Annotated in this window: 14 protein-coding genes; 8 read left to right on the top strand and 6 right to left on the bottom strand. The window is 67.1% G+C overall.

What is annotated here, in order from left to right; all coding sequences use genetic code 11:
- Positions 1-42 precede the first annotated feature (42 nt).
- From GEV01_RS09225 to GEV01_RS09235, 3 genes are all read left to right on the top strand, one after another.
- Positions 43-633 carry an NADPH-dependent FMN reductase gene (locus GEV01_RS09225; RefSeq protein WP_235914289.1) on the top strand — a complete coding sequence of 197 codons (591 nt, stop codon included), beginning with the start codon at positions 43-45 and terminating at the stop codon, positions 631-633.
- A 163-nt stretch (positions 634-796) separates the two neighbouring features.
- Complete coding sequence (locus GEV01_RS09230) at positions 797-2,800, top strand: TonB-dependent receptor plug domain-containing protein (RefSeq protein WP_152803571.1); 2,004 nt, start codon at positions 797-799, stop codon at positions 2,798-2,800.
- Between the two features lie 15 nt (positions 2,801-2,815).
- Positions 2,816-3,358: a molybdopterin-dependent oxidoreductase gene (locus GEV01_RS09235; RefSeq protein WP_152803573.1), complete on the top strand. Its 543-nt coding sequence runs from the start codon at positions 2,816-2,818 to the stop codon at positions 3,356-3,358.
- A 5-nt stretch (positions 3,359-3,363) separates the two neighbouring features.
- Here the strand turns inward: GEV01_RS09235 and GEV01_RS09240 are convergent, their stop codons facing one another.
- Positions 3,364-4,269: a LysR substrate-binding domain-containing protein gene (locus GEV01_RS09240; protein ID WP_328595484.1), complete on the bottom strand. Its 906-nt coding sequence runs from the start codon at positions 4,267-4,269 to the stop codon at positions 3,364-3,366.
- A gap of 111 nt (positions 4,270-4,380) precedes the next feature.
- On the opposite strand from GEV01_RS09240, the gene GEV01_RS09245 reads away from it, so the two are divergent.
- The 5 genes from GEV01_RS09245 (at position 4,381) to GEV01_RS09265 (ending at position 13,285) form a co-directional block, all read left to right on the top strand.
- A complete protein-coding gene (locus tag GEV01_RS09245; protein ID WP_152803577.1) occupies positions 4,381-5,022 on the top strand; it encodes a hydrolase in 642 nt (213 codons plus the stop codon).
- Between the two features lie 148 nt (positions 5,023-5,170).
- Positions 5,171-8,422, top strand: a complete 3,252-nt coding sequence (locus tag GEV01_RS09250) for an EAL domain-containing protein (RefSeq protein ID WP_152803579.1) — start codon at positions 5,171-5,173, stop codon at positions 8,420-8,422.
- Between the two features lie 69 nt (positions 8,423-8,491).
- The gene (locus tag GEV01_RS09255; protein ID WP_152803581.1) at positions 8,492-9,715 is read left to right on the top strand and encodes a hybrid sensor histidine kinase/response regulator; all 1,224 of its coding nucleotides are present in this window, start codon (positions 8,492-8,494) and stop codon (positions 9,713-9,715) included.
- 24 nt (positions 9,716-9,739) lie between these two features.
- Entirely contained in the window at positions 9,740-10,756 is a 1,017-nt protein-coding gene (locus GEV01_RS09260; RefSeq protein ID WP_152803583.1) for an ABC transporter substrate-binding protein, read from the top strand.
- A gap of 9 nt (positions 10,757-10,765) precedes the next feature.
- Positions 10,766-13,285, top strand: coding sequence for an ATP-binding protein (locus GEV01_RS09265; RefSeq protein WP_328595467.1), 2,520 nt, complete (start codon positions 10,766-10,768; stop codon positions 13,283-13,285).
- Between the two features lie 35 nt (positions 13,286-13,320).
- Here the strand turns inward: GEV01_RS09265 and GEV01_RS09270 are convergent, their stop codons facing one another.
- The 5 genes from GEV01_RS09270 to GEV01_RS09290 are packed head-to-tail and all read right to left on the bottom strand — an operon-like array spanning position 13,321 to position 18,961.
- Positions 13,321-14,433 carry a sulfotransferase family protein gene (locus GEV01_RS09270; protein WP_152803585.1) on the bottom strand — a complete coding sequence of 371 codons (1,113 nt, stop codon included), beginning with the start codon at positions 14,431-14,433 and terminating at the stop codon, positions 13,321-13,323.
- 11 nt (positions 14,434-14,444) lie between these two features.
- Entirely contained in the window at positions 14,445-15,668 is a 1,224-nt protein-coding gene (gene chrA, locus GEV01_RS09275; protein ID WP_152803587.1) for a chromate efflux transporter, read from the bottom strand.
- Complete coding sequence (locus tag GEV01_RS09280) at positions 15,658-16,602, bottom strand: hypothetical protein (protein ID WP_152803589.1); 945 nt, start codon at positions 16,600-16,602, stop codon at positions 15,658-15,660. The genes chrA and GEV01_RS09280 overlap by 11 nt, the downstream gene beginning before the upstream one ends.
- Before the next feature lie 4 nt (positions 16,603-16,606).
- Positions 16,607-17,236, bottom strand: coding sequence for an adenylyl-sulfate kinase (gene cysC, locus GEV01_RS09285; RefSeq protein ID WP_152803591.1), 630 nt, complete (start codon positions 17,234-17,236; stop codon positions 16,607-16,609).
- A gap of 15 nt (positions 17,237-17,251) precedes the next feature.
- Positions 17,252-18,961, bottom strand: a complete 1,710-nt coding sequence (locus GEV01_RS09290) for a methyl-accepting chemotaxis protein (protein WP_152803594.1) — start codon at positions 18,959-18,961, stop codon at positions 17,252-17,254.
- Between the last annotated feature and the right edge of the window lie 277 nt (positions 18,962-19,238).

Below are 19,238 nucleotides of genomic sequence, written 5' to 3' on the forward strand. Positions count from 1 at the left end.
ATCCGGCCGTCTTCTTCGCGGAGGCGGCCGGACTGAAAAACATTGATCAAAAAATCATATTTTTGCTATGCTTCAGAATTTAGGCGGAATATGAAGTTATTGGCATTCGCAGCGAGCAATAGCAGTAAATCGATCAATAAAAAATTAGTGACTTACGCGGCCGGTCTGGTGGAAGGTGCGGAGGTCGAAGTACTGGATTTAAACGATTACGAAATGCCGCTGTTCAGCATCGACAGGGAAGCGGCGTTGGGCCATCCTGAATTGGCCAAGGCTTTTCTGCAAAAAATCGCGGCGTCCGACGCCTTGCTGATTTCGTTCGCCGAACATAATGGCTCGTATAGCGCAGCCTTTAAAAACCTGTTCGACTGGTGCTCGCGCATCGAGCCCAAGGTGTTTCAGAACAAGCCGCTGGTTCTCCTGTCCACTTCGCCGGGCGCCCGTGGCGGCGCCAGCGTGCTGGCAGCAGCGACCGGCTCCGCGCCGTTCTTTGGCGGCCACGTCAAAGCCAGCCTTTCCATCCCCAGCTTCCATGACAACTTCGATCTCGAACGCGGCGTGCTCAAGCACGAGGAACTGAACAGCCAACTGGTCAAGGCCGTGGCCGCGCTGACGGAAGCCGCACTCGCCGCGTAAAGTATCGCCGCCATTTCGTCGATGAATGGCGGTACCTACTCCTTCTTGCTTATCCCATAAAACCCTTTTTGTTGCGATAATCGCTATATAGTCAACTATATTGCGCTATGCCCCGGTACCCATTAAGGTCCGGGGCTAAGGTTTTTTTACATGGGGAAGTTATATGGAACAGAAGGAAAAGCGCGGCCGTCGGCTGACGTTGATGGCGTCGGCAGTGCTGGCGCTGGGGGCCGGCGGCAGTGCGGCGGCTCAACAGGGCGGCGAGGCCCGGCCGTTCGAACTGGGCACCGTGGTCGTCACCGGCACGCTCGATCAGGTGGGCGAAATCGGCAAGGAACAGGTGGCCTCCGTCATCGGCCGCAAGGAGATGCGCCAGTTCAATCGCGACAATGTGGGCGATGCGCTCAACCTGCTGTCGGGCGTCACGCTGTCGACCAACTCGCGCAATGAAAAAACCATCGCCGTGCGCGGCTTCGATGCGCGCCAGGTGCCGCTGTATATCGACGGCGTGCCGGTCTACGTACCGTACGACGGCTATGTCGACTTCGCCCGCTTCAGCACCGCCGACCTGGCCAGCATCCAAGTGGCCAAAGGCTTCAGCTCGATGGCGTACGGGCCGAACGCGCTGGGCGGCGCCATCAACCTCATCTCGCGCAAGCCCACGGCCGCCCTCGAAGGCGACGCGGCGCTCGGCTGGGCCAGCGGCCACGGACGCCAGGCTTCGGCCAACGTCGGCAGCAAGCAGGGCATCTGGTATGTGCAGGCCGGCGCTTCCTACGACCAGAGCGACAACTTCCCGCTGTCGTCCGATTTTCGCCCCACGGCCACCGAGGACGGCGGCGCCCGCAACAACGCTTACCGGCGCGACAGCAAGGTGTCGCTGAAGCTGGGCGTGACGCCGCGCGCGGGCGACGAGTACGCGCTGAGCTACTACCAGCAGCACGGCAGCAAAGGCCAGCCGCCATCGACCGATCCGGCCACCGCGCGCTACTGGCAGTGGCCGTACTGGGACAAGGAAAGCATGTACTTCATCTCGCGCACCGCGCTCGGCGGCGGCGCGGCGCTGAAGGTGCGCGCCTATCACGACAACTACGGCAACGAGGTCGACAGCTACACCAACGGCAGCTACACCACGCTCAAGACCTCCGGCGCGGGCAGCCTGGGCACGGGCCGCAGCATCTACAGCGACTGGACCAGCGGCGCATCGATGGAACTCGAAGCGCAGCAGGCGGCGATCAACACGCTGCGCCTGATCGCCCACTACAAGGTGGACAAGCACGTCGAACTCGACGGCGCCGGCGCCACCAACGCCATCTTCAAGGATGCGCTGGCGTCGCTGGCGCTGGAGGACAATGTCCAGCTGCGCCCATCGACCATGCTGTCGCTGGGCGCGGGGCGCCACCAGTTGCGGCCGCAGACCGTGTACAGCGCCGGCAATCCCTACACGCTGCCGGATACGAAGACGGCGCACGACTGGCAGGCCGGCCTGTTCGAAGACTTGTCCGCCAGCGCGCGGCTGTACGCCACCATCGCCCACAAGTCGCGCCTGCCGACGCTGAAGGACCGCTACTCGCAACGCCTGGGCACCTACATCGAGAACCCGGCGCTGCGGCCCGAGTCTGCGCGCAACTATGAGATCGGCTACCAGGGCCAGCCCTGGAAAGATGGTCAGTTGCAGGCCGCCTACTTCTACAGCGAGATCGGCGACAAGATCCAGGCGGTGGCCAACGTCTCCGGCATCAAATCGCAGATGCGCAATATCGGCAGGGTGCGCTCGTCGGGCATCGAACTCGATGCGCGCGGCAAGCTGGGCAGCGCGGTCGAGCTGGCGGCCAACTACACCTACACCGAGCTGAGGAACCTGAGTTCGCCAACGACCAAGCTAACCGACGTGCCGCAGCAAAAACTGACCGCACAAGCCATGCTGCACCCACGCGACGACATCGACCTCATCGCCATCGCCGAGCGCAACAGCAGCCGCTGGGCCTCGGATACGGTGCAGCTTGCCGGCTACGCCACGCTGAACCTGAAGGCGGTCTATCGTCCGGTGCGCGGCGTCGCGCTGGCGGCGGGCGTGAGCAATCTGCGCGACCGGAATTATTCGCTGGCCGACGGCTTCCCCAGCGCCGGACGCCAGTGGTTCGGCAACGTCAATTATCAATACTAAGCAAAGGAAATAACGATGGGCTATCTGTTACGCAGGCTGATCTTCACGCTCGCGCTGGGTGCCGCCGTGCACGCGGCCGCGCACCCCACCGATGGCGACACCGCCAAGTACGTCACCACCCGCCTGGCCGTGACGGGCGCGGTGGAGCACGCGCTCAATCTCAACGTGGCGGACTTGCGCAAGCTGCCGCCGCAGAAGCTGGGCGAGCTGCCGATGGTGTGCCAGAGCGGCGCCAAACTCGGCCAGCTGGAAAACCTGAAGGGCGTGCGCCTGCGCGAACTGCTGGAGCAGGCCGTGGTGGTGTCGCGCGATCACAATGACGTCAAGAAGATGGTCGTCATCGCCACCGCCAGCGATGGCTACAAGGTGGTGTTCTCATGGTCCGAGCTGTTCAACTCGCCGGTGGGCGAGGGCGTGCTGGTCTACTTCGAAAAAGATGGCCAGCCGCTCGGCGACGACGAGGGCCGCATCGCCATGGTCTCCAGCAAGGATATCCGCAGCGGCCCGCGCCACGTCAAATGGTTGCAATCGATCGAGGTGAAGAAGATCGCCGACTAGGGCGCTCACTCCTTGATGATGTGCTCGGCCAGATAGTCGATCAGCAGCCGTATGCCGGGCAGCAGCCCCCGGCGCGACGGGAACACCGCGTGGATGATGCCGCCTTTCGGCGCCCATCCCGGCAGCGCCTCGACCAGCCGTCCCTGCTGCAGGTCGTCCTGCACCACCATGTAGGGCAGCTGCACGAGACCGGTGCCGCGCAGGGCCGCCTGGCGCAGCGCCGTCATGTCGTCGGTGATGTAGCGGGGGCGGTGCCGCACCTGCGCCTCCACGCCGTCGGGGCCGTCGAGCTGCCACACATGGTCGCGCGACGGTCCCCAGTCCAGGCTGGGCAGGTCGTCAAGATCGGCCGGAACGGTGGGGCGCGCGCGGCCGGCGAACAAGCCGTCCAGCAGGCCCGGGCTGGCCACCAGCCGCTGCGGGCTGGACGACAGCACGCGCATCACCAGGTCCACATTCTCCAGCGGCGGAAAGCGCACCCGCAAGGCCAGGTCCAAACCCTCGCCCAGCACGTCGACGCGGCGGTTGGTGGCGTCGAGGTGGACCTGCACCTTGGGATACTCGGCCATGAAGCGCGCCACCAGGTCGCCGATGCGATAGTCGAGCAGGGCGGTGGGGCAGCTCATGCGGATGATGCCCTGCGGCTCCGAGTGTTCGCGCTGCATCACCTCGCGCGCCGCCTGCGCCTCCACCAGCACGGCGACGCAGCGCTCGTAGAATTCCTGCCCCATCGCCGTCACCGAGAAGTGCCGCGTGGTCCGCTGCAACAGGCGCACATTGTGCTCGGCCTCCAGCGCCGCGATGCGCCGGCTGAGCTTGGACTTCGGCATATTCAACGCGCGGCCTGCCTGCGTGAAGCCGCCGTGTTCGACCACTTTTACAAAATAATATAAATCGTTTAAATCCATGATGGCTTATTGTTCCAATTGGAGAACACTGACGGCATTTTATGTTACTTCCGAGAATTATGTTAAGGATTTACCATGTGCTCAGTCTTGTTTTTTCAACCAAAGGAGTACCCCATGACCAGCGAAACCATCCGCGATCCCGCCACCGACCATCTGCTGACGCCGCAGAACAGCGCCTTTGTCATCATTGACTACCAGCCTGTCCAGGTGAACTCGATTGCCTCGATGGACCGGCAACTGCTGATCAACAACATCGTCGGCACCTCGAAGGCCGCCGTGGCCTACGGCCTGCCCATCATCCACTCGACCGTCAACGTCAAGACCGGCCTGAACAAGCCGCCCATCCCGCAGCTGCGCAAGGTGCTGGGCGACTACCCGACCATCGACCGCACCACCATCAACTCGTGGGAAGACGTGGAATTCCGCCAGGCGGTGGAAGCCACCGGCCGCAAGAAACTGATCATGACCGCGCTGTGGACCGAAGCCTGCCTGACCTTCCCGGCGCTGGACGCCCTCAAGGCCGGCTATGAAGTGTATGTGGTGGCCGACGCCGTCGGCGGCACCTCGGTGGCCGCGCACGAGATGGCGCTGCGCCGCATCGAGCAGGCGGGCGGCAAGCTGATCAGCACCGTGCAGCTGTTCTGCGAACTGCAGCGCGACTGGAAACGCACCGAAACGGTGCCGGCCTTCATCGACCTGTTCGTGTCCACCGGCGGCACCGCCGGCATCCAGTTTTCGTACGACCGCGCGGAGTAAGCGCGGGGGGCGGGCGCACTGCTGAAAACGGTGCGCGCCGCTTTATTGGCTTCTGCTAAGATGGATCGACGAAGTTTCCGGGGCGTCAAGCGACGCTGACTTGATCATGGAATTTGATCCTCTAGTTACCGCAGCACGCAGCCATGCCATGCCTTCGGGCGCCGGTGCGTGGCAGCATGCAGTGGAGCCCATCGATCCGCAACCGAGCTACGACCAGTGTCCGTATTTCGTCTTGACAGTGACGCTGGACGGCCGCCTGGCGGCCTTGAATCTGTACGCCCGCCAGCGCCTGGGCGCCGGCGGTTCGGGCGAACCGGCGGCACGGCTGTATGCCGACTGGGCCGGGCTGGTGCTGCAGGAAACGGCGCTGCCGGCCGCGCGCGAACATGGCTGCTGGCACGGCGAGCTGGAGCTGCGCGGCGCCGACGGCAGCCTCCATCCCGTGACGCAATCCATCGAGTTGCAGCCTGCAACGGAACAGCTGCCGGCGCGCTTCCTGTGCCTGGCCTACGACCTGAGCCACTACGACGTCTACGAATCGCTGCTGCGCTTCAAGCGGCTGTTCCAGGACCATCCGCAGCCGATGTGGGTCTACGATTTGCAGACGCTGCGCTTCCTGGTCGTCAACGCCGCCGCCGTCGCGCACTACGGCTACACGGAGGCGCAGTTCATGCAGATGACCATCAAGAACATCCGTCCGGCCGAGCACATTCCCGCGCTGGAACGCAATCTGGCGGCCGCGCCGCTCAAAGGCGCGGAGAAGGCCGGCAACTGGACGCATCTCAAGGCCGACGGCAGCCGCATCGAAGTCCAGATCTCTTCCCATTCCGTCACCATCGCCGGCCGCCAGGCGCGCTTTGTGGTGGCGCATGACGTGACCGGGCAGCTGCGCATGGAGGCGGCGCTGTACGCGTCGCGCGAGCTCAAGCAGCTGGTCATCAACCACATCCCCCACCAGATCTTCTGGAAGGATTTGGACGGCAAGTACCGCGGCTGCAATGCGGTGTTCGCCGCCGCCGCCGGCCTGACGGCGAACGAGGAGGTGGTCGGCAAGAGCGACGACGATTTCCCGTGGCGCCACAACGCCGAGGCGATACGCGCCGACGACCGCGACATCGTCGCCACCGGCCGGGCACGCCTCAACGTCGAAGACCATCTGGCGCAGCGCGACGGCCGCGTGCTCTGGTACCTGATCAACAAGCTGCCTTTCCACGACCAGCGCGGCAACATCATCGGCGTGCTGGGCACGATCGAGGACATCACCGCGCGCAAGCAGGCCGAGCAGACCTTGCAGCTGCGCCAGCGCGCGCTGGAGGCCAGCGACAACGCGGTGGTGATCACCGCCCACGGCCCGGCCGGCGAGCTGATCGACTACGCCAACCCGGCTTTCACGCGGCTGTTCGGCTACACCGAGGCGGAGGCGGCGGGCCGCAGCCTGGACATGCTGCTGGAGCAGGAAAGCGGCGACCGCGACGCCTTGCGCGCGGCGCTGAGCGGTGCGCACGAATTGACGATGACCTTGCGCATCGTCCACCGCGACGGCCACCTGCTGTGGGCGCGGCTGCATGTGGCGCCGGTGCCCGCCGTCGACGGCCCGCCCAGCCACCACGTGTGCGTGCTGACCGACATGACGGAGTCGATCAACTACCAGGTGCAGCTGGAGCACCAGGCCAACCACGATCCGCTGACCGGCCTGCCGAACCGGGCGCTGTTCGGCGACCGCATGGCGCAGGCCATCGGCTATGCCGAGCGCTACGGCCATCACCTGTGGGTGGTGTTCATCGACCTCGACAATTTCAAGCTGGTCAACGACAGCCTGGGCCACCAGGCCGGCGACGAGCTGCTGTGCACGGTCGGGGTGCGCCTGCGCGCCTGCCTGGACGACAGCGACACCGTGGCCCGGCTGGGCGGCGACGAATTCCTGCTGCTGCTGTCGGACTCGCCGGAGTCGCCGGCCTCGGCGCTGCTGCAGCAGGTGCAGGAAACCATCGCCGCGCCGATGGACCTGGCCGGACAGATGCTGACGGTCACGTGCAGCATCGGCGTCAGCGTCTACCCGCTGGACGGCGGCGAGCCGCACCAGTTGCTCAAGCACGCCGACATCGCCATGTACCGCGCCAAGGAGGCCGGCCGCAACCAGCTGCAGTTCTACGAGGCGGCCATGCACAGCCGCATCAGCGAGCGCGCCATGATCGAGGCCGAGCTGCGGCATGCGCTGGCGCGCGACGAGCTGCGGCTGCACTACCAGCCCAAGCTGGATTTGCGCACCGGCGCCGTGGTCGGCATGGAGGCGCTGGTGCGCTGGCAGCATCCCGGCATGGGCATGGTGTCGCCGGCGCGCTTCATCGGCGTCGCCGAGGAAACCGGGCTGATCGTGGAGATCGGCCGCTGGGTGCTGCGCAGCGCCTGCTTCCAGAACGCCGCGTGGCAGCAGGCCGGGCTGATGCCGCTGCGGGTGGCGGTCAATGTGTCGGCCCGCCAGTTCCGCGATCCGGACCTGAGCCGGGAAGTCCAGGCCGCGCTGTCCGACAGCGGCCTCGACGCGCGCTACCTGGAGCTGGAACTGACCGAAAGCCTGGTGATGCACAACGTCGAAGGCGCGGTGGCCGTGGTCAAGGGCCTCAAGCAGATGGGCATCGCGCTGTCGATCGACGATTTCGGCACCGGCTACTCCAGCCTGGCCTACCTGAAGCTGTTCCCGGTCGACTACCTGAAGATCGACCAGTCCTTCGTGCGCGAGATGCTGGCCGAACCCAAGGTGGCCGCCATCGTCCGCTCCGTCATCGCGCTGGGCCAGAGCCTGGGTTTCCGCGTCATCGCCGAGGGCGTGGAGACGGCGCCGCAGCTGGCCTACCTGCGCCACCACCTGTGCGACGAGATGCAGGGCTATCTGTTCAGCAAGCCGCTGCCGCCCGACGACTTCGGCGCGCTGCTGCGCGAGGAGCGCTGCCTGGCCCTGCCGTCCGACGAGGTGCCCGGCGAACAGCAGACCCTGCTGATGCTGGACGACGAGCCCGCGATCATGGCCGCGCTGACCCGCTTGCTGCGCCCGGACGGCTACCGCCTGCTGCGCGCCAACACCGCCGCCGAAGCCTTCGACCTGCTGGCCAGCCACCCGGTGCAGGTGGTGGTCAGCGACCAGCGCATGGCGGGCATGAACGGCACCGAATTCCTCAGCCGCGTGAAAGACCTGTATCCCGAGACCGTGCGCATCATCCTGTCGGGCTATATCGAGGTGGAGGCGGTGCTCAACGCCATCAACCGCGGCGAGATCTACCGCTTCTACACCAAGCCCTGGGACGACCATGCGCTGCGCGACAATATCCGCGATGCCTTCCGCTATCAGCGCATGATGTTCGGCAAGACGCCGCGCGGCGCCGAGCGTGTGCACGACGGATAGTATTGGTGAGTTTTGTGGCGGCAAAACTTGGCATAATGAATTAGCCCAACAATGGTTGATGGAGGCGCTATGTCCGAGCTTGTCCCGCGTTCGCGTATTATGGTCGTGGACGATCAGGCTGTGCATCTGAAAGCCTTGTGCGACATCCTGGGGCAGCACGATCTGGACGCCGCGGGCTTTACCACCGGCGAAGCGGCGCTGGCCCACCTGCGCGGCCAGGCCTACGACCTGCTGCTGACCGATATGAACATGCCCGGCATGGACGGGCTGGCCCTGATCGAAGCGGCGCGCGCGCTCGACCCCGGCATCGCCTGCATCATCATGACCGGCGCCGGCACGGTCGACACCGCCGTCAAGGCGATGAAGATCGGCGCCTTCGACTACATCATCAAACCCTTCAAGGCCGCCACCCTGCTGCCGGTGCTGGCGCGGGCGCTGGAATCGCGCCAGCTGCGCCAGCAAAACGTCAAGCTGGAGGCGGCGCTGCGCGACCGCATCGACGAGCTGGGCCGGGTGAACCTGTTTCTGGAGGCGGCGCGCAAGGAAGCCGAACGCACCAACCACGAAAAGTCCGCCTTCCTGTCGAATATGAGCCACGAGCTGCGCACGCCGCTCAACAGCATTCTCGGCTTCGCCCAGATACTGGCCAGCGACCGCTTCCCCAAGGGCGAGGGCGAGCGCCAGCGCTTTTCCCAGAACATCGTCTCGTCCGGCAAGCACCTGCTGTCGCTGGTCAACGAAATGCTGGACTTGTCCAAGATCGAGGCCGGCAAGGTGTCGCTGGTGCTGGAGGCGGTCATGCTGGACGAGGTGCTGCGCGAAGTCCATGCGCTGGTGGCGCCGCTGGCCGAGAAGCGCCGCATCGCGCTGCTGCTGCCGGCCGATTGCCGGTTCGAGCTGAGCGTGGACCGCATGCGGCTCAAGCAGATCCTGGTGAACCTGTTTTCCAACGCCATCAAGTACAACCGTCCGCAGGGCAGCGTCAGCGTCGACTGCCATGTCGGCCAGCGCGGCTACGCCAGCATCGCCATCAGCGACAGCGGCATCGGCCTGACGGCCGAACAGTTGCAAACCATCTTCGTGCCGTTCGGCCGCGCCGGGCTCGACGAATCCGACGAGGAGGGGACGGGGCTGGGGCTGACCATCACCAAGCGCCTGGTCGAGGCCATGCGCGGCTCCATCGGCGTCGACAGCAAGCCGGGCGAGGGCAGCACCTTCCGCATAGAACTGCCGCTGACTAACACCGCGGCCACCGCCGCCGGAGCACGCTCGACGATGCACCACGCCACCTGACCACCATCCTTCGCAGGAGTCTGCATGAAACGTCTGGATTTCAAGGCCCTGTTGCTGCTTGCCGTCGCCGTCTTCGTTGCCGGCGTTTGCCTGTGGCTGGCCTTGCGTCCGGGCGCCAAGCCGCAGGCGGCGCCGGTCTCCATCGTCATTGCCACCAACACCGAGTATGTCGGCGCCTGCCCGGTGCTGGCGGCCCAGGCCCAGGGCTATTTCGCCGGCCAGCAGCTGACGGTGCAGCTCCAGCCCTACACCAGCGGCAGGGGGGCGTTGCAGGCCGTCGTCGCCAACCGGGCGGACATGGCGACCGTGGCCGATATTCCCATCATGTTCTTCGCCATGGAGGCCGCGCCGGTGAAGGTGGTCAGCACCATCTTCCGCACCGGCAGCGACCACGGCCTGGTGGCGCGGCGCGACCGCGGCATCGCCAAGCCCGCCGACCTGAAGGGCAAGCGCATCGGCGTCACGCTGGCCACTTCCGGCCACTTCACGCTGGACGTGTTCCTCAACCGCCAGCGGCTGGACAGCCACGACGTCGATCTGGTGAACTACCCGCCCGATGCCCTGGCGCAGGCGCTGGCCGACGGCCTGGTCGACGCCATCAGCGGCTGGGATCCCTTCCTGGCGGCGGCCGAGGAAAGCCTGGGGGCCAACGCCATCCGCTTCAGCGGCGCCGATGTCTACGAGAGCATCTACAACATGGTGGCGCTGTCGGGCTACATACAGCAGCATCCGCAGACCATGGTCCGGCTGTTGCTGGCGCTGGACCAGGGCGAGCGTTTCTGCATCCAGAATCCGGCCGCCGCCGTGGCGTTCTTTCCCAAGCTGTCGCCCAAGGGGCAGGCGGCGATGCTGGCGGCCTGGCCCGCCCATCATTTCGGACTGGCGCTGGACCAGAGCCTGCTGCTGGTGCTGGAAGACCAGTCGCGCTGGGCGATCAAGGGCGGGCTGACCAAGGCGCGCGAGGTGCCCAACTTCCTCGACCATGTCTACCTGGACGGCCTCAAGACCGTGCTGCCGGGCGAAGTGACCATCATCTACTAGGGGCCGCGCGTGAAGATCTCCACCCGCCTCAAGCTGGCGCAAATCATCTGCATCCTCCTGCTGGCGGTGATGGCGGTGGTGTTCGCCCGCACCACGCAGCAGATGCGCCAGGAGATCTCCAAGGCGGCGGTCAGCGGCGAGGTGCTGCGCGGCGCCGCCGCGCTGCGCTACCTGTCGCTGGAATATGTGCTGTACCACCAGACCCGCACCCGGGCGCAGTGGCTGCAGCGGCACAGCTCCTTGCAGGCGGTGATCGCCGGCGACAGCGATTTCGCCGGCGAGGCCGAGCTGGAGCTGCTGCACGATATCCGCGAGCGCCACCAGTCGCTGAAAAGCCTGTTCGTCGAGCTGCAGGGCCTGCAGGGCGAGCTGGCGCGCCAGCCGGAACGGCGCGTGATCCTGCAGGAACTGGAGGCGCGCTTGTCCGGGCTGATGATCAACCGCGCCCAGTCCATGATGTCGGACGCCGAGGACATGGCCCGCCTGAGCCGGGCCAATATCTTGTCGGCGCAGGCCAACCTGGTCGCCTCCGGCGCGCTGCTGGGCGGGCTGGTGCTGGTGGTGGTGATCGGCGCCATGGGGTTGACGGTGCGCAGCGTTACCAAGCCGCTGTCGCGGCTGCACCAGGCCACCGAGGTGGTGGGCGCGGGCAGCCTGGACTTCGTGCTCGATGCGCGCGCCGACGACGAGATCGGCAGCCTGGCGCGCTCCTTCGACCGCATGGTGGACCGGCTGCGCCAGACCACGGTCTCGCGCGACGAACTGATACACGCCAACGTGGCCTTGCAGACCGAGGTGTCGGAACGGCTGGCGGCCGAGCGCAAGGTGGTGGCCCAGCTGGCGCGCATGAGCCTGCTGCACCAGATCACCCGCTCGATCGGCGACCGCCAGGACTTGCCCAGCATCTTCCAGGTGGTGATACGCTGCCTGGAAGACCAGCTGCCCATCGATTTCGGCGCCATCTGCATGTACGACGGCAGCGCGCTGGAGGTCAGCTGCGTCGGCCTGCGCAGCCGTTCGCTGGCGCAGACGATGGCGATGGGCGACGGCGCGCAGATCGGCATCGACCAGAACGGCCTGTCGCGCTGCGTGCGCGGACAGCTGGTGTACGAGCCGGATGTGCGCGCGGTCGACTTCCCCTTCCCGCAGCGCCTGGCCAAGGCCGGCATGCGCTCGATGGTGCTGGCGCCGCTGCTGGCCGAGAGCACCGTGTTCGGCGTGCTGATCGTCGCCCGCTCGGCCAGCAGCGACTTCTCCAGCACCGACTGCGAATTCCTGCGCCAGCTCAGCGAGCACGTGGCGCTGGCGGCCAACCAGGCCAGGCTGTACGGCGCGCTGCAGCAAGCCTACGACGACCTGCACCAGAGCCAGGTGCAGGTGACCAAACAGGAGCGCCTGCGGGCGCTGGGGCAGATGGCCAGCGGCATCGCGCACGACATCAACAACGCCATCTCGCCGATCGGCCTGTACGCCGAATCGCTGCTGGAAACCGAGCACGGCCTGAGCGAGAACGGCCGCTCCTGCCTGCAGGTGATCGAGCGCGCCATCGACGACGTGGCCTCGACCGTGGCGCGCATGCGGGAATTCTACCGCCAGCGCGAGCCGCAGCTGACGCACAGCACCGTCAACGTCAACCTGATGATCCAGCACGTGGTCGACCTGACCCGCGCGCGCTGGTCGGACATGCCGCAGCAGCGCGGCATCGTCATCGAGATGCGCCAGGACCTGGCCGAGGACCTGCCGCCCATCCTCGGGGTCGAGGGCGAGATCCGCGAAGCCTTGACCAACCTGATCTTCAACGCGGTCGACGCCATGCCCGACGGCGGCGCGGTGACGCTGCGCACCCGCTACGCCGAGCAGATGGACGACGGCTCCGGCCCCTACGTGCAGGTCGAGGTGGCCGACAGCGGCACCGGCATGGACGAGGCGACCCAGCGGCGCTGCCTGGAACCGTTCTTCACCACCAAGGGCGAGCGCGGCACCGGCCTGGGCCTGGCCACCGTCTACGGCATGACGGAACGGCATTCGGCCCGCATCGCCATCGTCTCCGAGCTGGGCCAGGGCACGGCGGTGCAGATGTATTTCCCGGTGGCGGTGGTGTCCGATACCGGCGTGCCGGTGATGCCGTCGTACGTGCCGGGGCCGGGGCTGCGTATCCTGATCGTCGACGACGATCCCACCGTGCTCGCTTCGCTGGAGAACATCCTCAAGCTCGATGGCCACCAGGTGACGAAGGCGGACGGCGGCCAGGCCGGCATCGACCTGTTCAGCGAGGCCGAGGCGGCCGGGCGCCGCTACGAGGTCGTCATCACCGACCTCGGCATGCCGTATGTCGACGGCCGCAAGGTGGCCGAGACCGTCAAGCGGGTGGCGCCGGCCGTGCCGGTCATCCTGCTGACCGGCTGGGGCCAGCGCCTGATCCCCGACAGCGGCGACGCGCCGGTGCATGTCGACCAGGTGCTCAGCAAGCCGCCCAAGATCCGCGAGCTGCGGCTGGCGCTGGCCAAGTGCAGCGGGCAGCTGGCCTAGGCCGGGCCGCCGCTTGGTCGCCGCTTGGTCGCTGCTTAATCGCTGACCTCGAACGCGACCGGGTCCAGGCGGTCCAGCGTCGCCATGCCGTCGCGGCCGGCCGCCTGCACCTGCAGGCGCGCGCGCAGCTGGGCCAGATAGTCGGCGCGGCTGCGGCGCAGCGCGTAGTCGCGGAAATTGCTGTGCTCCAGGTCGCACCAGGCTTGCGCGCGGCCGGCGCTGGAACGGCTGGCGGCCAGCTCGTGCAGCGCCGTCAGGCCGCCGGCGTTGCCAGCGGTCAGGCGGGTGTAGCCGTAGCGGTCCATATAGCCGCCGGCCAGCGTCTCGATCAGCTCGATCTCCGCCAGCGACAGCTGCTGCTTGAACTTGTCGATGTTGGCGGCGATCGGCGGATAGCAGTTGGACGACCACAGCGCCGACATCTGCGCCAGCTGGCGCGCTTCCCGCGAGGCGGCCACGTCCAGCATCTGCGGCAGGAAGGCTATGCCCAGGAAGCGGCACAGCGCCTCCAGCGTGGCCTGCTGGCGCGACAGGAAGTCTTCATAGCGTATCGTCAGCACCCGCTCCGGCCATTGCCGCATGACCTGGTCCGCCGCCTGGTGGGCGGCCAGCCAGGCCTGGGCATTGAGCAGGGTGTCGAATTCGTGGATGATGGCCTTGTTCATCGACGCCACCTGTGCGCGCGGATCGCGCACCACGTTGACGAACAACATGTCCGGATACAGCCGCATCAGCTCCGGCGCGTAGTGCACGCTGTCGAGCGACTTGTCCATCACCACGCCGGCGCCCTGGCGCTCGCCGGCGCGCAGCAGCAGTTCCCACACCACGCGGTGCACGCTGCGCGGCTGGTCGCGCAGGGTTTCGAACAGCTCGACCGGGTCGAACACCATGTCCGGCCATTTGACCATGCTCACAGCCTGCAGGCCGACCACGTCGACCACCAGGTTGAAGTAGGCGCGGTCGTCGCGCAGGTCGCCGTACAGCGGCAGCAGCGGCACCAGGTCGACGATGTGCAGCGGGTAGGGCGAATAGAATTGCGGCGACAGGTTCAGCCGCAGGCGCAGCGCGTGACTGCCGCAGCGGCGCAGCGGTATCATCATCACGGGACGCGGCCGCTGCGGGCCGCCGGGCGATACGGTAGTGCTCATTTCAACTCTCCTCAGAAAACCAGCCAGCCGGCCAGCGCCGCGCACAGCACGACCCAGGCGGCATCGATATGCCAGCGCGCCAGCGCCCACAGCGCCAGCGCGCAGATCAGCACCGCCGCCCAGCCCGGCTGCACCAGCCCGGCCAGGGTGAAGGCGGCGGAAAACACCATGCCCGCCAGCGTCGCGCGCACGCCGCGCAGCGCCGCCTGGACCCTGGCCGAGCCGCGGATGCGCTGCATGGCGCCGCTGGCGGCGATCATCAGCACGGCGCTGGGCAGGAACATGCCGGCGCTGGCGGCGATGGCGCCGGCCAGTCCGGCCACCTTGAGGCCGACGAAGGCGGAGCTGATCATCACCGGGCCGGGGCTGAGCTGGGTCAGCGCCAGGGCGTCGACGAACTGGCGCGGCGCCAGCCAGCCGTAGGTGTCGACCACGGTGTGCTGCAGCAGCGGGATGAAGACGTAGCCGCCGCCGAAGGTCAGCAGGCTCATGCCGGCGAACACGGCGGCCAGTTGCAGCAGCAGGCCGGCCTTGGCGCTGAAGGCGATCATGCCGCTCAGCGGCAGCAGGCCGGCGGCCAGGGCCAGCGGCAACTCGTGGCGCAGCGCGGCGGATGCGGCCGGGGCCGCCGTCGCCGCATTGGCTGCGGTGGCGGTGGCGGTGGCCGCAGCGGCGGCCGCCAGCAAGGCCGGGCGGCGGTCGGTGCAGCCGACGACGGCGGCCACGGCCATCAGGGCCAGCGTGGTCGGCAGGCCGGGCAGGGCGGTCAGCGCCAGCGCCGCGCCGATGCCGAGCGCGGCCTGGCGCCAGTCGTGCACCGCCGCCGACCACAGCCGGCAGCCGGCGGCCAGCACCACGGCGACGATGGCCGGCGTGATGCCGAGGAACAGCGGCCGCAGCGTGTCCATGCTGCCGAAGCGGAAATACAGGGAGCCGAGCAGCACGATGCAGATAAAGGCCGGCAGCACCGCGCACAGGATGGCGACGGCGGCGCCGCTGACGCCGCGCAGCCGGTAGCCGGTGTAGGCCACGACATTGATCGCCACCGGTCCGGGCAGGATGGAGGCCAGCGCCAGGCCGTCCAGCAGGTCCGATTCCGGCAGCAGGCGATGGCGTTCGACGATGACGTGCTGCGTCACCGCCACCATGGCCATGAAGCCGCCGACGCTGGTGCAGCCTATGCGCAGGAACAGCAGGGCCAGCGTGGCCAGCGGCAGTGCTTGGTCACTGGGCATGATCGGCACCGGCCGCCGGAAGATGGTTGATGCCGGCCGCCGCCTTGCGTCCGCCGCCGCCCTCGAACTGCTGGCAGAAGCCGCAGGCGCTCAAGGTCAGCGGGGCGCCGGAGCGCACGCTGACCAGGTAGGAGCCGTCGCCGCGCTCGTTGAGCACGGCGAACGAGGCGCCGCCGTGCGCGGCCGCCAGCCGGTTGGCCAGCACGCCGCTGATGCGCCGCGCCCACGCGCTGGCGGGCAGGATGTAGACCGCGCCGCCGGCCAGCTCGGCGTGCGGACGCAGGCCCTGCATCAGCGCGCAGTCGTCGCGGTAGCCGGCGCACAGCGCGCGGTAGGCGTCGCTGGCGGCGATGAAGTCGAACGGGCTGTCGTGGCCGCCGAGCGCGCGGTACAGCGCGGCCGGCGCCATGTGCAAGTCCTGCTCGCATTCGCCGTAGGCATTGTAGTTGACCACCTGGCCCAGCTGCGCCAGCGCCGCCACCGCGCCCTCGTCCAGCCCGATGCCATGCGCCAGCTGCCGCGCCGCGCCGGCCAGGTTGTCGCCGAAGGCCGCCGCCACCGCCCATGGCCGGTGGCGGCCGTGCAGGTGGCGGTCGACCAGGATGCTGGTGCAGACGTCGGGGGCGCCGTCGCAATGCAGGCGCAGCCGTGGATGGGCGAAGGCGCAGTCGGCCGAATGGTGGTCGAAATACTCGACCTCGGCGCCGCCGTCGAGCAGGCGGCGCAGCGCGGCGGCGTTGCTGTCGAGCGAGATGTCGAGCACCGTGACCTGGCCGGCGACGGCGTCGTCCGGCAGCCGTTGCAGCAGGCCGGTGTCGCGCTTGACGCCGCTTACCAGCCGGGCGCGGCGCGGCGTGTGCAGGCGCAGCTGGTGCAGCGCGAAGATGCCGTCGGCGTCGCCGTTGAAGACATCGTAGTGCAGCGCGGCAGCCATGGCATCAGACGAAGCGGCGCGACAGTTGCTGGTACAGCAGCTCGCATGCGGAGTTCAGCGACAGCGCGCCGGTGTCCAGCGACAGCGCCGGCGCCAGCGGCGCCTCGTAGGGCGCGGTGATGCCGGTGAACTCCGGTATCAAGCCGGCGCGCGCCTTCTTGTACAGGCCCTTGGGATCGCGCGCCTCGCACAGCTTGCGCGAGGTGCTGACATGGACTTCGATGAAGTTGTCGGCGCCGATCAGGCGGCGGGCCATTTCGCGGTCCTGGCGCAGCGGCGAGATGAAGGCGCAGATGACGAACAGGCCGGCATCGTTCATCAGCCGGGCCACTTCGGCGCTGCGGCGGATGTTTTCCTGGCGGTCGGCGGGGGAGAAGCCGAGGTCGCTGTTCAGGTGGTGGCGCAGGTTGTCGCCGTCCAGCACATAGGCCGGACGGCCGGCTGCCACCAGCCGGTTTTCCAGCGCGCAGGCCAGCGTCGACTTGCCGGCGCCGCTCAGGCCCGTGAGCCAGAGCGTCGCCGCCTGCTGCCCGGCCTGGCGGCGGCGCGCTTCAGCCGTGACCTGGCTGCCGTGCCAGAAGATATGCGGGGCGCCGGCCAGGACAGGGCTGTCGAGTTTGTCCATTTTTCCCATGATGATTTCTCCAGATCAGAACTGTTCCCATTCCTGCGCGGGGGCCCTGGCCTCGCCGCGCGCGCGGCTGGCCGCCGGCAGCGCGGGGGCGCGCTTCAGGCCGGACGGCACGGCCACCGCCACCCGCTGCAGCGCGGGCCGCGCCGCGCCGGACTGGGCCTCGGTGCGGAACACGCTGACCAGGTCGTTCAAGCTGTTGACCTGGTCCTGCATCGCATGGGCGGCCGCTGCCGCTTCCTCCACCAGCGCGGCGTTCTGCTGGGTGACGTCGTCCATCTGGGTGACGGCGGTGTTGATCTGCTCGATGCCCGACGATTGCTCCTGGCTGGCCTGCATGATCTCGGACATGATGTCGGTCACGCGCCTGACGCTGGAGACCACGTCGTGCATGGTGGTGCCGGCCTGTTCGACCAGGCGGTTGCCGGCCTGGACCTTGTCGACCGAATCGCCGATCAAGTCCTTGATTTCCTTGGCGGCGGCGGCCGAGCGCTGCGCCAGGTTGCGCACCTCGGTGGCGACGACCGCGAAGCCGCGGCCCTGTTCGCCGGCGCGGGCCGCTTCCACCGCGGCGTTCAGCGCCAGGATGTTGGTCTGGAAGGCGATGCCGTCGATGACGGCGATGATGTCGACGATCTTGCGCGCCGAGACATCGATGGCGGCCATGGTGTCGACCACCTGCGCCACCACCGCGCCACCCTTGGCGGCGACGTCGGAGGCCGATTCGGCCAGGCCGTTGGCCTGGCGGGCATGGTCGGTATTGAGGCGCACGGTGCTGGTCAGCTCTTCCATCGACGAGGCGGTTTCCTCCAGCGTGCTGGCCTGCTGTTCGGTGCGCGAGGACAGGTCCAGGTTGCCGGAGGCGATCTGGCCGGCGGCGGCGGCGATGGTCTCGGTGCTGGCGTGCACCTGGTTGACGATGCGCGCCAGGCTGTCGCGCATGGAGCGCATGGCGAACAGCAGGCTGTGCTGGTCGTTGGGCTTGGGTTCCACGCGCACGGTCAGGTTGCCGGCGGCGATCTGGCCGGCGATTTCGGCCGCCTCGGCCGGTTCGCAGCCCAGCTGGCGGGTCACGCCGCGGGTGATCAGCCAGGCCGCCACCACGCTGGTCAGCAATGCCAGCGAGCCGATGATCAGCATCACCGTGCGGGCCTGGGCGTAGGCGACTTCGGCGGCGTCGGCCGCTTCGGCGTTTTGTTTTTCCTCGACCGCGATCAGCTTGCGCAGCAATTCCCACCAGCGTTTCTGCACCGGCCGGAATTCATAGCGCAGCAGCTTGTAGGCCTCGTCCTGTTTCTGTTCCAGCGCCAGCGCGGCGGCGCGTTCGATGAAGGGCGCGGCCAGCTCGGCCTGCTTGCGGATCTGCTCCAGCAATTCCTTTTCCTCGGCCGAGGTGGCGCTCAGCTTGGCGAACATCTGGCCCAGCTGGTCCTGCGCCGCCGCGTATTTCTTCTGCTGCTCGGCGATGCGCTTGACCTCGATCTGGATTTCCTTGTCTTCCTTGAGCAGGATGAGGTTGCGCATGGCCAGCGCGCGCTCGGTCACGGTCAGGTCCATGAGCTGGGCCAGCTTGGTTTCCACGTCGTTGACCTTGGTGATCTCGTCCAGGCGGTCCTGGATCTGGCGCATGCTGCTCAGGGCCAGGCCAATGATCACCAGCAGAAACATAGCCCCCATGCCGAAACCTAAGCCCAGCCTGTTTGCTATCGTCCAATTCTGAAATTTCATATCGCCTCCTTAAGGCCTTATGTGCATTCCGAATATCCAAATGAGATTTGGGTAGAACGCTGTCATGATCTTAGTAGGCTGAGGTCGCTTGGAAACTCTCCGATAGTCACTTTCGGCGTGAGTGCAACAAAGAAATATGTGTTGATGGCAATCTCTGAAACTTTTTGGCTCGGATGGATGCCGCCAGGCAAGCCAAGTACATGGCGTTTTTGCATTTATTCGGCTCAAATGGCCTCCTACGCAGAATCCGCCCCTGTGCAGGGGCGGCCAACAGGTC

The sequence above is a fragment of the Rugamonas rivuli genome (assembly GCF_009380165.1).
GTDB classification, from domain to species: Bacteria; Pseudomonadota; Gammaproteobacteria; order Burkholderiales; family Burkholderiaceae_D; genus Rugamonas; species Rugamonas rivuli.

Excerpts from the sequence above, each read along its gene's own strand:
- GEV01_RS09245 (WP_152803577.1), top strand. The coding sequence starts at position 4,381 with ATGACCAGCGAAACCATCCGCGATCCCGCCACCGACCATCTGCTGACG.
- cysC (WP_152803591.1), bottom strand. The coding sequence starts at position 17,236 with ATGGGAAAAATGGACAAACTCGACAGCCCTGTCCTGGCCGGCGCCCCG.
- GEV01_RS09290 (WP_152803594.1), bottom strand. The coding sequence starts at position 18,961 with ATGAAATTTCAGAATTGGACGATAGCAAACAGGCTGGGCTTAGGTTTC.
- GEV01_RS09255 (WP_152803581.1), top strand. The coding sequence starts at position 8,492 with ATGTCCGAGCTTGTCCCGCGTTCGCGTATTATGGTCGTGGACGATCAG.
- GEV01_RS09235 (WP_152803573.1), top strand. The coding sequence starts at position 2,816 with ATGGGCTATCTGTTACGCAGGCTGATCTTCACGCTCGCGCTGGGTGCC.
- GEV01_RS09250 (WP_152803579.1), top strand. The coding sequence starts at position 5,171 with ATGCCTTCGGGCGCCGGTGCGTGGCAGCATGCAGTGGAGCCCATCGAT.
- GEV01_RS09280 (WP_152803589.1), bottom strand. The coding sequence starts at position 16,602 with ATGGCTGCCGCGCTGCACTACGATGTCTTCAACGGCGACGCCGACGGC.
- GEV01_RS09230 (WP_152803571.1), top strand. The coding sequence starts at position 797 with ATGGAACAGAAGGAAAAGCGCGGCCGTCGGCTGACGTTGATGGCGTCG.
- chrA (WP_152803587.1), bottom strand. The coding sequence starts at position 15,668 with ATGCCCAGTGACCAAGCACTGCCGCTGGCCACGCTGGCCCTGCTGTTC.
- GEV01_RS09260 (WP_152803583.1), top strand. The coding sequence starts at position 9,740 with ATGAAACGTCTGGATTTCAAGGCCCTGTTGCTGCTTGCCGTCGCCGTC.
- GEV01_RS09270 (WP_152803585.1), bottom strand. The coding sequence starts at position 14,433 with ATGAGCACTACCGTATCGCCCGGCGGCCCGCAGCGGCCGCGTCCCGTG.